The sequence below is a fragment of the Roseospira visakhapatnamensis genome, assembly GCF_014197915.1.
Lineage (GTDB): Bacteria > Pseudomonadota > Alphaproteobacteria > Rhodospirillales > Rhodospirillaceae > Rhodospira > Rhodospira visakhapatnamensis.
In genome coordinates this window covers 98,532-112,329 of sequence record NZ_JACIGK010000006.1, presented here as the reverse complement: position 1 = coordinate 112,329, position 13,798 = coordinate 98,532, and the positions used below count along the sequence as shown (strand labels likewise).

Here is a 13,798-nt window from a genome sequence, read left to right as displayed (position 1 = left end):
GGTCGTGAGCACACCCGCCACCCACGAGACCGGCTCCGGGGACTACACCCTCTTCGATGTCGAGGAACGGGTTCTGCGCGACGCCGAGGAGATGGTGCGCAAACTCGACGAAGTCGCGCGGGGCGTGCGCGACCTGGCCGAGGCATATCGACGCAGCTACCGAGAGCAAAGCCGCCTGGTGCGCCTGAGCGATCGCATGCAGGAGGAGTTGCAGGAGGCCAACCAGGGGCTGACCGCTCAAGCTGACGAACTGCGCGACCTCAATTCCGTCTTGCGCACCGAGATCGAGGAGCGGGAACGGCTGGCCATGGAGTTGCAGCGGCTGGCCACCATCGACGAACTGACCGGGTTGTTCGGCCGCCGCCATTTCATGCATCTGGCCGAGCGGGAACTGGCCCGCCGCCATCGCACGCGCGGCCCGGTCACCGCCGTCATGCTCGACCTGGACCGGTTCAAGCACATCAACGACTCTCATGGACATGCCGTCGGGGACACCGTTCTCCGCGCCATGGGCGAGGTGTTGCGCGGTGCCCTGCGGACGCTGGATCTGGCCGGCCGCCTGGGGGGCGAAGAGTTCGCGGTGCTGCTGCCCGACACCCCCCTGACATGCGGGCAGCATATCGCCGAACGTCTACGCGAAGCGACGGCGGTCTGCGCCGTGGGCCTGCCGGACGGCGGGACGGTGACGTTCACGGCCAGCTTCGGCGTCGCCGAGCACGAGCCGGACGAAAGCCTCGACTCACTGTTGCACCGGGCCGACAACGCCCTCTACGAGGCCAAGCGCACCGGCCGAAACCGCGTCGTCACCGCCGCGCCGGTCACCGGTGGCGCGGCGTGACCGCCGCCCTCGCCATCCTCCCGATCGTGGACCCGGGCCGGGGCCGCCGGTCCCCTCGGCACCGGCCATGCATCGGCGCAAGCGGGCGGTGCGACTCCTCGCGTCGGTCCCCTCCCGGCCATCAGGCCCATGACCATCATCGGTCCCGCTCACCGGAGGTCACCATGCACACCCTGTCCGCGCGGGGGATCGGCGCCACGCTGGCCATGGCGCTGGTCCTGAGCATCGCGGGTTCCGACCGGGGGCACGCCCAGGAATCCGCGCGCGCCTACGTCGTCGGCGTCGAGAACCTGGACTACCTGCCGGCCTACGGGATCGAGGACGGCGCCTACGTGGGCTATGCCCGGCAGTTCCTCGACGCCTTCGCCGCCGATCAGGGGCTGCGGTTCGACTATCGCCCCATGCCGGTGCGGCGCCTGTACGCCAGCCTGGCGGCCGGGACCATCGACTTCAAGTTTCCGGATAACCCGAACTGGAACACGGCGTTCGTGGCCGACAACGCGGTGGTATACAGCGGTCCCGTGGCCGACTTCCTGGATGCCTCGGTGGTGCGGGCGGATCGCATCGACATCGCGCCCGACGCGGTGAAAACCCTGGGCACGGTGACCGGATTCGGCCCCTGGCCCTGGACCGACCGGATCGAGGCGGGCACGGTCACGCTGTCCGAGAACGCCGACTTCGCGGCCCTGGTGCGCCAGGTGCTGGCCGGCCGGGTGGACGCCGCCTACGCCAGCATCGCCGTGGTCAACCGCGTGCTGGACCAGGACCTGAACCAGCCCGGCGCCCTGGTGTTCGCGCCTGGGTTGCCGCACGACTACGGGTCCTACCTGATGTCCACCATCGCCCATCCCGACGTGATCACCCAGCTTGACGCCTGGGTGGAGACCAACGCGAACCGCATTACCGCGCTCAAGGACGAGCACGGCGTGGAGCACGGCGTCGATCCGCCGGAGTAACGCACCCATGACGGACCCGGTCTCGCAGGACCGCATGGCCGCCGTGCCGTCGGTCTCGGTCACGCCAATGTCGGTCTGGCGGGGCCTGACTCCGCGCCTGGCCTTGGTGACGCTGCTGGTCGCCTTGCTGGTCGGTCTGCTGGGCGGCGCGCTGGAACTGGCCATGGACCTGCGCGCCGACCGGGCGGAGGTGGTCGCCGAACTGGATCGCACCGTCTCGCTGGTGCGGGATTCGGCGGCCGAGGCGGCCTTTCAGCTCAACCCCGCCATCGCCGAGGGAGTGGTGGACGGCCTGGCCCGCAATGCCCTCGTCGCCCGCGTGGACCTGCGCGACAACTTCGGTGGGGTGCTGGCCGACCTGGATCGCGGCGCCGGTCCGGACGGGGGCCTGACCGGCTGGTTCGCGACCCTGTTCTCGGACGTGGTCCACCACCGGGAACCCCTGGTCTACGTGTCGCCGACCGGCGTGGAAGGCGTGGGCTCCCTGATGGTCAGCCTGTCGCCGCAGGCCCTGGGCGAACGCTACCGGGACCGGGCCCTGGCCACCCTGGCCGGCGGCGCCGCCCGAGCCGCGGTCATCTCCGCCATTCTGGCGCTGGTGTTCCTGGTGTTGATGGTGCGCCCGCTGTCCCGCCTGTCGGTGGCCATCGCCCGGGTCGACCCGACCCATCCGGCGGGGCACCCCATCCCGGCCCCGCGCGGTCACCGGCGAGATGAACTGGGGCATGTGGCTCAGGCGCTGAATGCCCTGTTGCGCGCCTTTCAGCACAGCCTCGACGCCCGGGACAAGGCCGAGGCGGCGTTGCGCGCCCTGACCGAGGACCTGGAGCGGCGCGTCGCGCTGCGCACCCGGGACCTCGAAGACGCCATGGACGAACTGGCGGCGGAGAAGGAGGAAACGGAGGCCGCCTTCGCGCGCCTGGACGAAACCCATCGGGCCCTGGCCAACGCCAACCGCCTGCTGCTGGAAAGCATCCACTATGCCCGGCGCATCCAGACCTCGCTGTTGCCCGACAAGACGGCCCTCACGGGGCTGGTGCGCGACCTTCACGTCTGCTGGGATCCCCTGGACGTGGTCGGCGGCGACTACTTCTGGCTGGAGCGGTTCGACGACGACACCGCCCTTCTGCTGGTCGCCGACTGCACCGGCCATGGCGTGCCCGGGGCCTTCATGACCCTGGTGGTGGCCTCGGCCCTTGACCGGGCGCTCCATGACGAGGGCCTGCGCCGGCCCTCCGACATCCTGCGGGCCATCGACGGACAGGTGCGCGCGCGGCTGCGCCAGGACCGGCCGGAGTCCGATTCGGACGATGGCCTGGAGGCGGCCATCTGCCTGTGGGACCGCCGCGCCCGGACGCTGACCTTCGCGGGGGCCGGGCTGCCGCTCCTGTACGTGGAGGACGGCGCGCTGCGCGAGGTGCGCGGCGATCGCGCCTACCTGGGCTATCGCACCCTGCCGGCCCCCGAACGCTTCACCGATCACGTCATGACGGTGCGGGCCGGCACGGCCGTCTACATGCCCACCGACGGCGTCCCCGACCAGATGGGCGGTGAGCCCAGGCGCTTGCTGGGTCGCCGGCGGCTGGGCCGCATCATCGTCGAGAACCAGGGCCTGCCGATGGCCGAGCAACTGGCGGCCATTCAACGCGAATTGGAGGCCTATCGCGGCGACGAACCGCGCCGTGACGACATGACCATGATCGGGTTCATCCCCCTGTAGGACCCACGGTCCTTCTGAATGGCCGGCGCCGCCCCGGACCGGACCGATCGGGATGGTCGACACACCACCCGATTCGGACCGCTCTGTTTTCCAAGTTTTCCAATACAGTACGACTCGTTTCCGGGAGAACGGGCGGATCCCGTCCGCCGCCGCCCCGCCCCGATGGCCAGGATTGACGCGCGCGCGACACTCGTGTTCGGATCCGGAAGGACGTCCGGTGCCCGCCGCGCCCACGTGCCGCGCGCCTCGACCCGGCGCGACGGGCGCGCCGTAACCCATTGATCTTTAAAGAAAGAACCGAGCCAGCCGGCGCGTCCGGCGACGACTCGGCCGATCACCGCCGGCACGGTGTCCGTGTGTCTCCGAATCTTCATCCTTGCTGGATAGCCGACGCGCGCGTGGTTGACCAAGCTGCACCCACCGTCGGTTCCGACCTCCCGAGGCCGGCCGCCGCGCCAAGGGCGTCACGCGGCGGGCCCCATCATCACGGTGTCGGGCATGGTGCCCGGGACATCACGCCGAACGCGACGGCCGCCGAACCCCTGCTAGGAAGGATCACCCCATGGACACTGGCCTGACCTGGAGCGAGCAGCTCGAAGCGGATGACGATGTCGTCCTCAACGCCTCCACCCAGCCGTCGTTCGAAACCATCTTCGCCGCGCGCCTCGGCCAGGGCACCGCGTTGACCGGCGTCACCGTCGCCGGGGCCGGCGCCGCCGTCGTGGGCGCCAGCCTGTTCAGCGGCAAGACCTTCAGCCGTCGCAACGCCCTGAAGGGCGCCGCCGCCAGCCTGGCCCTGGCCACCACGGCCGGCGCCCTGGGCACCGCCCTCACCGCCCGCTCGGCGCAGGCCGCCGGCGCCGAGGCCAGCACCCTCACCTTCCCGCCGCTGCCGCACAGCTACGACGAGACCAGCCATGTGGCCGATGGCTACGAGATCCAGACCCTGATCCGCTGGGGTGATCCCGTCGTGGCCGGCGCGCCCGACTTCGACCCGATGAACCAGACCGCCGACGCGCAGGCCAAGCAGTTCGGCTACAACAACGACTACGTCGGCTTCATGCCGCTGCCGGTCGGCTCCGACACCTCCGACCACGGCCTGCTGTGCGTGAACCACGAGTACACCAACCCGGACCTGATGTTCCCGGGCGGCCCTGGCGCCGAGGACCTGACCGCCGAGCAGATCGACATCGAGATGGCCGCCCACGGCCACGCCGTCGTCGAGATCAAGCGCGAGGGCAACACCTGGTCCGTGGTCAAGGACAGCCCCTACAACCGCCGCATCACCACCCTGGCCACCGAGTTCGCGATGGCCGGCCCGGCCGCCGGCCACGACCGCCTGAAGACCAAGGCCGATCCGACCGGCACCAAGGTGATCGGCACGGTCAACAACTGCGCCGGCGGCAAGACCCCCTGGGGCACCATCCTGTTCGCCGAGGAGAACTTCCACGGCTACTTCCTGGGCGACATCACCAAGACCGCCGAGGCCGAGAACTACGAGCGCTACGGCGTGGGCGGTGGCCGCTATGCCTGGGGCAACGTCCACGACCGCTTCAACGTCGAGAAGGAGCCCAACGAGCCCAACCGTTTCGGCTGGATGATCGAGTACGATCCGTACGACCCGAACTCGGTGCCCAAGAAGCGCTCCACCCTGGGCCGCTTCAAGCACGAAGGCGCCACCACCACCGTCAACAAGGACGGCCACGTGGTCGTCTACGCCGGGGACGATCAGCGCTTCGAGTACGTCTACCGCTTCGTCACCGCCGGCACGTACAATCCGGATGACCGCGCGGCGAACATGGACCTGCTGGACGAGGGCGTGCTGTCCGTCGCCAAGTTCAACGAGAACGGCACCCTGGACTGGATGCCGCTGGTGTTCGGCGACGGCCCGCTGACCGCCGAGAACGGCTTCAACAGCCAGGCCGATATCCTCATCGACACCCGCAAGGCCGCCGACCTGGTGGGCGCCACGCCGATGGACCGCCCCGAGGACGTGGAGCCCAACCCGGTCAACGGCATCATCTACGCCATGATGACCAACAACACCAAGCGCAAGGACGACCAGGTGAACGTGGTCAACACGCGCGCCAAGAACCGCCACGGTCACGTCGTGGAGATTATCCCGCCGGGCACCGCGCCGGACGGCGACGGCGCCAACGCCGACCACACCGCCGCGCAATACACCTGGGACATCTTCCTGCTGGCCGGCGATCCGGCCAAGCCCGAGGACGGTGCCCGGTACGGCGGCGACGTGGGCGAGAACGGCTGGCTGTCCTGCCCCGATAACGTGGCCTTCGACAGCAAGGGCCGCATCTGGATCTCCACCGACGGCGGCCCCAAGAGCGGCATCGCCGACGGCGTGTGGGCCGCCGACGTGGCCGGCCCGGGGCGCGCCATCACCCGCCGCTTCTACGCCTGCCCACAGGGCGCCGAGCTGTGCGGCCCGGAGTTCACGCCGGACGACAGCACCTACTTCGCGGCCGTCCAGCACCCGGCGGACGAGAAGGACAGCACCTTCGACAATCCGTCCACCCGCTGGCCGGACTTCGACGACGCCCTGCCGCCGCGCCCCTCGATCCAGGTGATCGTCAAGACCGGCGGCGGCGCCATCGGCTAACCCTGGCCCACGCCGGTCGACCCCGGCCGGCGCGCGCCGCGTGACAACCCAAGGGCCGGTCGGGAACTCCCCCGGCCGGCCCTTGGGATCCCGAGCGGGCAGCGCCGTGTCTCCATGACCGTTACCGTTGCATGATATCTCCTGCCGGTTTGCGCCCGATCAACGCGGCCGCCGGCCGAGGGCGGGCACGCTGCCTCGGGTGTTCATCCTCGGGCCACACCCGTCGATCACGGAGGGTCTCCCATGGCTCCATCCCCCCTGTCCCCGACCAGCCGTCGCGGCCTTCTCGGACGCCTGCCCGTCGCCCTGCTGGGTCTCGCGGCGGCGGCCCTGCCCGCCCCTCGCCCGGCGGCCGCCAAACCCCGCGCGGGCAGCGCGCCCTACGATCCCGCCCGGCAGACATGGCGCTGCACCTACAATGAGTGCGATCCGTACTACTACATGCCGTCCCATGGCGACCCCGAGAACATCATGGGCGATCACCCGATCCCGGCGGGCACGACCTTCGAGGATCTGCCGGACGACTGGCGATGCCCGATCTGTGGCGCCGGCAAGATCTGGTTCGTGAAGGACCGGGTGGCCTGACCCGCCACGGGCGCGCCCGGCGCCTCGCCGGGCCGCGCCGTCACAGACGCTCGATGACGCCGGTCACGCGGTCCATCAGGCCGGCCAGATCGCCATAGCGAGCCTCGATCCGGTCCCGATCCCCGGCCTTGCCAGCGGTTTCCAGGTCCTGGCACAGGTCGGCCAGGGCGGTGGCCCCGACAGCCCGGGACGACGACTTCAGCTTGTGGGCGGCGGCCCCCACGGCGGCGGGATCACCGGCGGCGTGGGCCGCGTCGATCTCCCCGCGAATGCCCCGCGCCGGCGCCACGAAGTCCTTGAGGATGTCGCGGATCATGTCGTGGTCGTCGCCGAAGGTCTCGCGCAGGTAGGTGGGATCCACCCCCCCGCCGGCCAGTAGCCCGGTGACGGGATCGTCCTGGACCGTGCCGGACGGCGGCACCCCTGAGGCCGGTTCGCCAGGCGCCGTGGTCTCCCCGTCCGACGCGGCTCCAGACGCCAACGGCGCGGTCAAGGGCCCGGAGTGCCCCACCGGCATCCAGCGGGCCAGCAGCCGCTTCAGCTTGGACATCTCCAAAGGCTTGGCGAGATAGTCGTCCATGCCGGCGGCCAGGCAGCGATCGGCCTCGCCCTGCAGCGCATTGGCGGTGATGGCGATGATGGGTATGCGGTCGATCTCATCGGCCCTGGCCTCCGTCGCCCGGATGGCCCCGGTCATTTCGTAGCCGTCCATCTCCGGCATGTGGCAGTCGGTCAGCACCAGCGCGAACCGGCCGCTCGCCCACGCCTCCAGCGCGCGCCGGCCATTGTCGACCACCTCGCAGGCATAGCCCAGCGCCCGCAATTGCCGGCGAATGACGTCCTGGTTGGTGGGGTTGTCCTCGGCCACCAGGATCAGGCATCCCCGCGCGGCGGCCTCCTCCGGCGTGGGCGCGGACCGCACCCCCGCCGTCAGGCGCTCGACGCTGTCCTCCAGGTCCGGGCTGGCGCGGCCGCAGGCCACGCCAAGGCCCCGCAGGAACGCCGAGCGCTTCATGGGACTGGCGTCCACGACCACCAGATCCGGCGTCACCAGCCCCTTACGGACGCGGCGGTCGTCGGTGACCAGAACAAAGCGCACCGGCAGATCGACGTCGGCGGACTCCGCCCGCATGACGTCGATCACGGGATCGACCTGGTCCGGGCTGTACTCGGGGCCAAAGACGATGACATGCGCCGGCGTGCCCGCCCTGACACCACGCCGGAAGGCCATGGCGACGGTGAACAGGTCGGCCTGTTCCTGGACGGTGCCGCCCCGCCCGGCGATGTAAGCCGGCATGGACGCGAACAGGTTCGGGTCCGTGCCCACCAGCAGCACGCGCAAGCCGGTCAGGTCGGGTTCGTCCTGAACGGCCTCGCCAGCGTCGACCACCGGCATCGGCAGGGTGACGGTGAAGGTGGAGCCTTCGCCCTCCACACTGTGCACCGTGATCCGCCCGCGCATCAGGTCCGTGAGGCTGCGGCAGATGGTCAACCCAAGGCCAGTGCCGCCGAACCGCCGGGTGGTTGAGCTTTCGGCCTGGGTGAAGGGCTGGAACAGCGTCGCCAGACCCTGTTCCGAGATGCCGATTCCGGTGTCGATGATCTGGAGGCGGACCCAGGCCATGCCGTCGTGGAGGGGTTCGGCCAGGTCGGCCCGCACCTGGACCAGGCCCGTCCGCCCATCACCGCTTCCGGTGAACTTGATGGCGTTGCCCATCAGGTTGAACAGAATCTGGCGCAACCGCACCTGATCGCCGATCACCCTGTCCGGAATGGCCGGGTCGATGAACGCGACCAGACGCACCCCCTTGGCGTCGGCGTTGCGAACCAGGATCTCGGAGACGCTCTCGACCACATCCCGCACCGAGATGGGCATCGTCTCCAGGCCCATCTTGCCCGCCTCGATCTTCGAGAAGTCGAGGATGTCGTTGATGATCTGTAGCAGGGCAAAGGCACTGTCGCGCACAATGCGCAGCATCTGCCGCTGCTCGCTGTCCATCTCGGTCTCGCCCAGCAGGTCGATCATGCCCACGACGCCGTTCATGGGGGTGCGGATCTCGTGGCTCATGGCGGCCAGGAAGGCGGACTTGGCGCGGGTCGCGCTCTCGGCCTTTTCCTTGGCCGTCATCAACTCGACCTCCATGCGCTTGCGGTCGGTGATCTCGGTGGAAATCCCGCACACCCCCTCCACGGCGCCGTCGGAATCGAACAGCGGAACCTTCATGGTCAGGAAGATGCGGTTGCCCATCTCCGCCCTGGCCACCTCCTCGAACGACTGGGGCACCCGCGCGGCGATGGTCGTCCGGTCGTGCTCCCGCAGCTCGGCGGCGAGATCTTCCGGGAAGATCTCGTCGTCGTGCCGGCCGATGACCGCGTCGCGGCTTAAGCCCGTCAGGGCCTCCCACTGCCGGTTCACCAGGATATAGCGCCCCTCGATGTCCTTGGCGAAGATGACGGCGCCGCTGTTCTCGATGACGCTTTCCAGCAATTGCCGGCTGTCGCGCAAGGCCTCCTCGGCCGCGCGCCGCTCGGTCACGTCCGAGACCGTGCCCACCATGCGGGTGGGCCTCCCCGTCTCGTCACGCTTGACCACCGCGCCCTTGGAGATCATCCATCGTTCCTCGCCGTCCTTGGTATGGGCGCGGTACTCGACCTCGTAGGCCTGGGTGCGACCGGTCCGGTAGGCATCGCCGGCGGCCAGGACCCCGGGCCGGTCGTCGGGATGCATGCTGTCCAGCCACAGGGCGCGCACATCCGCGACCTCGTCGCGCGTGTAGCCCAGCATCTCCAGATAGCGGTCGTTGACGATGGTCTCTCCGGTGATCAGGTCCACGTCCCACGACCCCAGGCTGCCCCCCTTGAGCGCCATGTCCAGGCGCTCGCCGCTGAGCGTCAGGTCCCGTTCCTTCTCTTTCAGTTCGGTGATGTCGTTCAGGGCGACCACAGTCAGGCCGGTGCGGGCGGTGCGCGTGCGCACCTCCAGCACGCGGCCCTTGGGCGTCTGGACTTGCCGGACCGTGTCCGACGGGCTTCGCACGCTCTGCATGCGATCGCGGACCAGATCCTCGACACTGGCGCCCGTTCCATAGTCGCCGCGCTCCGCCAGGAAACGGACGAGCCGCTCCGCCGGCGCGCCCGGTGCGATCAGGTCGCCCGGCACATCCATCATGTCTTGATAGACATCGTTGAACATGAGGAAGCGCAGGTCGCCGTCCAGGACACACAGCCCGTTGGACATGGTCTCCAGCGCCAGGGACAGGCGGTCCGATGTCCTCTCCAGTTCCAGCGTTCGGTCCCGGACCCTCTCCTCCAACTCATCCCGCGCCCGCAGCAGGACACGACTGGTGCGCTCGCCCAGCATCAGCGTGACCACCGTGGCGCCCGCCGACAGCACCAGGGTCAGCAGCAGGATCGCGCCCATGGTGTCGCGCAGCGTGGTCACGGGGCCCAGCGCCTCGGCGGCATCGATTTCCGAGGCGATGCCCAGCCCCAGGGGACCGTCCATGGTCCAGGCCCCCATGACCAGCGCGCCGCGGTAGCCTCGGTATCCCTGGAGGTCCAGGCCAGCGCGCCCCCCCAGCGCGCTCTGGGCCATGCGGGTCAGTTGGCCCGCCTCCGGACCTGGGTCCCACGCCCCCCGCCGGGTTGCCGGCACCCGGACCTCCAGGTTGAGGATGCTCGTCCGTCCGGGCGCAAGCCGGCCGGTGTCTTCCAGGACCGTCCGGAAGCGGCTGCGCGAGACCATCACGCCCGTCCGGTCGAAGGCATAGGTCTCGCCGCTGCGCCCCATGCGGCCCGTCTCCAGGATGCGCGCGAAGTCCCCCATGGGGTCCTCCCGCCGGGTCACGATCGCCAGCACCGTCCCGTAGGGATCGATGACGGGCGCGGCGAAGAACATGACGGCCGGGGGATCGGCGACCTGGGAGGCCGCCGTAGCGGTGTCCTGCTCCGCATCCGCGTCGGCCTCCGACGGATCGGGACGGATCGGTGGAATGGTGATGGCCTGTCCGGCCATCAGGCGGTTGAACGCGTCAGGCCGGCGTTCGATCAGCAGATCCTCGATCGTCAGGTCCACGTCGTCGGTGGCGCCGATGGCCGTGCCGTCCAACGCCACGATGGCGAAGCCCGTGGTCCCGAAGCCCCGTCCCTTGTCCCGGAAGAAGCGGCGCAGGTCGCCCAGCGCGGGCGACGCCTCGACCACCAGGCGGTCGCGCGGCAGCTCCATCAGCCGCCGAGTCAGGGCCACCAGATCCGGGTCGCGCCCCAACTGGGCGACTTGGCGTTCGCGGGCGTCGGTCCACATCCTCAGACGCTCGACCGTGCTGCCCAGGACGGTTTGCAGGTTGCTCCCGACGACTTCAAGAATGCGGACCCGGTTGTGCTGGTAGACCACCCAGGTCACGGTGAGCACCAGCAGGACCAGCACGGCCAGCGCCCCCAGCACCAGAAGACGCAGACGCCGCGAGCCCATCTGCAAGGCCAGGCTCTCGCTTCGGCCCGATCGCAGCAGCAGCCAGACCAGCGCCGCCAGAATCAGGATCACGGCGACCACGATCCCGGCCAGCAACCGCAGATCGGCGTTCGACTCCGGGATGGTCACGTCGGGAGGCGCCACCCGGTCCCAGACATCCGACCCGGCCGGCGGTTCCGCCGCCAGGCGGGGACGCCCGTCCACGCTCTCGCCGGCCCAGCGCGTGAGGATGGTCCGCACCTCCACGCGCCCCAGGGCGCTCAGGCCCTTGTCCAGGATGCCGGCGAGGATGGGCCAGTCCTTGCGCACACCCATGGCGAGGTCGGTCGGGGACCGCGACAGACGCCCATGGACGGAAAGGTCGTGCAGGCCCTGCTGTTTCATCACGAACATGGCCACCACGCGGTTGCCCACGTAGGCGTCAGCCTCGCCGCGCAGCACGGCGGCCAGGGCGGCCCGCGTGTCGGTGTACTCGCGGATGGCCACGTCGGGCTCATTGCTCCGGAACCACGCGACGTTGCCGGACCCGGCGTCCAGGGCCACCGTCAAGCCGCGCAAGCCGCTCTCATCCTCCAGGACGGGGCGGGTCCGGGGCGCGATGATGGCGTGGTTTATGGAGAGGTAGGGGGCCGTGACATGCATCCGGTCGCGCTGCCAGGGCCTGGGGGTGACGTCCATCAGGACATCGAGGCGCCGCTCCGCCAACTGGCCATAGAGATCGCTCCAGGCGCCGGGCACCATCTCCACACCCAGGCCGACCCGTTCGGCGACGCCGCGCAGGATATCGGCCGAGATGCCCTTGGGGTCCCCGTCGACACCGATGGTGTTGAAGGGCGGTGAGTCGGACATAAGGCCGACCCGGACGGTGCGGTGGGTGGCGATCCAGCGGCGTTCCTCCTCGCTCAGGGTCTCCAGCCAGCGCGCGTCCAGGGGCGCGGTCAGCCAGCGATCGCGCAACCGCGCCAGGTCCTCGCGCGGAATGGCGTGCAGTCCCTTGCGGAGGATGGAGAACACCTGCGGGGTCGAGGCGTGGACGGCCATGCGCAGCGCCCCGCTCTCCAGGTCCCGCCGGGCGGCGATCCGCACCCCTCGCACAAGCGCCCGCTGCTGGTGCCGGGTGTAAGACAGCCGGGTCGTCACGTGGGCGTCCACGCCGCCCTCGACCAGCCGCGTCAATCCCTCGCCATCGTCGTCCACGGACACCAGGGTTCCGGCGGTTCCCAGGTGTCCCCGCACCTCGCCCTCGCCCGGGCTCCCGCGCGCCATGCTGACGGTGCGCTCCGCGAGGTCACGGAACGCCTGGATGTCCATGTCATCCTCGCGCGTCACCACGATCACGGGATCGTAAGCGTAGGGATGCGTCATGATGAGATGCCGGCTCCGCTCGGGCGTGCGCGAGAGGCCGAGGGCCCCATGCACGGCCCCATCCAGAAGGTCGCTCTCCAGATCCGACCAGGACCCATAGAACACCGGGACGATGTCCGTCTGGAGCGCCTGGGCGAGCCGCTGAATGAAGTCGGCGTTGAAGCCGGCGTGGCTGCCGTCCTCGCCGACGATATCCAGGGGATCGAGGAAGTCGGTGACAGCCAGGCGAATGGCCGGCGTGGTCTCCAGCCATGCCCTCTCGTCGGGGGTCAGCGTCACGTCGGCGGCGGCCGGCCAGTGGTAGCGGTCCCGGGGATCGGCCAGCCAGCGCCGGTCGATGTCGGCCAGGACCCCGGCGGGAAGGGCGGCCAGCCCCTCGTTGACGGCCGTCACCAGCGCCGGGCGGTCGCGGGCGATCCCGGCATGCAGGGTGTTGCTGGACAGCATCTCCGGTCCACGGAGCACGGCCCCGCGCAGGCCCATGCGGTCAAGCACGCCGATCATGGCGGGCACTTCGTTGAAGACGGCATCCAGGGCGCCGGACACCAGGTCCTGGACCAGGGGCACGCCGTCGCCGTAGGGGACCGTCTGAAGGTCCGGATGGGTTCGGGTCAGGTGGTCGTGGTGGAGGGTGTCGCGCATGACCCCGACCCGCTGACCGCCCATGCGCGCGACCGACCGAACCCCGCGCGGGTCGGTCGCGCGAAAGAACAGGCGGGACTCCGTCCTGTGGATGGGCGCCGAGAACGCCATCCACTCGGCCCGCTCCGCCGTCTGGTTCAGGCCGGCGTGGATGTCCACGCGTCCCTCGCGCACGGCGGCCAGGCTCTCGAACCACCCGCAGGTTTCAAGGACGATGGGCCGCCCAGTCGTCTCCGACCAGGCCCGCCACAGGTCGACCAGAAGCCCCGCCGGCGTGCCGTCCGGCAACTGGACCGCGAACGGGGGATAGTCGTCGACGACGGCAATGGTCAGGGGCGCGGGATCCGCCTCTGTCGGCGCGGCCTCCTGCGCCCCGGCCGACGGCGGCGACAGCCCGAGGATCAGCACCGCCACCAGGGCAAGCAGGACGCGGATCAGGGCCAGACCGGGCCCCGGGCGCGCCCGGGTGGAAGAGTCGTCAGCGCTGCCGGGGCGACCGCCCCCGTCGCGGGCCGTCCCGAGGTGCGCCACACGGGCGGACGACTCCGTCGTCACCGTCCCTGCCCTCCTCCACGCCGGTTCGCCCCCTCGCGGGAAGCTCCAT

The 13,798-nt window shown here is 70.2% G+C and carries 6 protein-coding genes; 5 read left to right on the top strand and 1 reads right to left on the bottom strand.

Annotated features, from left to right (window positions below):
• The first annotated feature begins 4 nt into the window (after positions 1 to 4).
• The 5 genes from GGD89_RS20505 (at position 5) to GGD89_RS05470 (ending at position 6,716) form a co-directional block, all read left to right on the top strand.
• A complete protein-coding gene (locus GGD89_RS20505; protein WP_343058543.1) occupies positions 5 to 838 on the top strand; it encodes a diguanylate cyclase in 834 nt (277 codons plus the stop codon).
• A 164-nt stretch (positions 839 to 1,002) separates the two neighbouring features.
• The gene (locus GGD89_RS05485; RefSeq protein ID WP_184043109.1) at positions 1,003 to 1,794 is read left to right on the top strand and encodes a substrate-binding periplasmic protein; all 792 of its coding nucleotides are present in this window, start codon (positions 1,003 to 1,005) and stop codon (positions 1,792 to 1,794) included.
• 7 nt (positions 1,795 to 1,801) lie between these two features.
• Positions 1,802 to 3,514, top strand: coding sequence for a PP2C family protein-serine/threonine phosphatase (locus GGD89_RS05480; RefSeq protein WP_221238337.1), 1,713 nt, complete (start codon positions 1,802 to 1,804; stop codon positions 3,512 to 3,514).
• Between the two features lie 562 nt (positions 3,515 to 4,076).
• Positions 4,077 to 6,131, top strand: a complete 2,055-nt coding sequence (locus GGD89_RS05475) for a PhoX family protein (protein WP_184043108.1) — start codon at positions 4,077 to 4,079, stop codon at positions 6,129 to 6,131.
• Between the two features lie 243 nt (positions 6,132 to 6,374).
• Positions 6,375 to 6,716, top strand: a complete 342-nt coding sequence (locus tag GGD89_RS05470) for a rubredoxin (RefSeq protein ID WP_184043107.1) — start codon at positions 6,375 to 6,377, stop codon at positions 6,714 to 6,716.
• 40 nt (positions 6,717 to 6,756) lie between these two features.
• On the opposite strand, the gene GGD89_RS05465 is transcribed toward GGD89_RS05470, so the two are convergent.
• On the bottom strand, positions 6,757 to 13,749 hold the full coding sequence (locus tag GGD89_RS05465; RefSeq protein ID WP_184043106.1) for a transporter substrate-binding domain-containing protein: 6,993 nt from the start codon (positions 13,747 to 13,749) through the stop codon (positions 6,757 to 6,759).
• Positions 13,750 to 13,798: the final 49 nt, after the last annotated feature.

Coding starts and splice junctions, on each gene's coding strand:
- GGD89_RS05475 (WP_184043108.1), top strand. CDS start 4,077: ATGGACACTGGCCTGACCTGGAGCGAGCAGCTCGAAGCGGATGACGAT.
- GGD89_RS05485 (WP_184043109.1), top strand. CDS start 1,003: ATGCACACCCTGTCCGCGCGGGGGATCGGCGCCACGCTGGCCATGGCG.
- GGD89_RS05480 (WP_221238337.1), top strand. CDS start 1,802: ATGACGGACCCGGTCTCGCAGGACCGCATGGCCGCCGTGCCGTCGGTC.
- GGD89_RS05470 (WP_184043107.1), top strand. CDS start 6,375: ATGGCTCCATCCCCCCTGTCCCCGACCAGCCGTCGCGGCCTTCTCGGA.